At 45.4% G+C, this 524-nt stretch carries 1 protein-coding gene; it reads left to right on the forward strand.

Annotated features, from left to right (window positions below; all coding sequences use genetic code 11):
• Positions 1-292: hypothetical protein (locus tag DF185_RS24860; protein ID WP_207784749.1), on the forward strand; the 292-nt coding region annotated here is incomplete at its 5' end.
• Between the last annotated feature and the right edge of the window lie 232 nt (positions 293-524).

Below are 524 nucleotides of genomic sequence, written 5' to 3' on the forward strand. Positions count from 1 at the left end.
AGAATCACAGGTGCAATTAGGTGTACCAGATCACGTCGGGTTCACCAATGATGATGTCACAGGTATTCAGTGTTTGACAACGCTTCTACCAGTAACACCTTCTAATATATTTCGTTCCCACCAAGAGAAATCAAAAGACAGAGTCGAGGAGATCGGAAGAGTATATTTGGCGATGACCAATATATCGGAATTCTCTGATCTAATCTGGCTAGCGATTGCGGTTGATGTTGAGCACGGCGTTACCACACGTGATCTGGTGCGGATGCCTGACCGAGCGCCTTCAGCTAGATGAGTCCACTAAAACATATGGTCAGCATCCAATGTCGAAAACTTACAGAGCTATTTATTTTAGGGATTTATTTACCGCTACAGATCACTCCCCCCCTAGTGGGGCAGTGACGACCCTAAGACGTGGCCAGCCAGAAGTTTAAACCCAACGAGTTTGTCGTTGGTAAACACTTTTCTGATAGCTTACTAAATTTAGCAGCGTCTGGTCGTCTTTCCTTACTATATGGGACGGAGGT

The sequence above is a fragment of the Marinifilum breve genome (assembly GCF_003202155.1).
Lineage (GTDB): Bacteria > Bacteroidota > Bacteroidia > Bacteroidales > Marinifilaceae > Marinifilum > Marinifilum breve.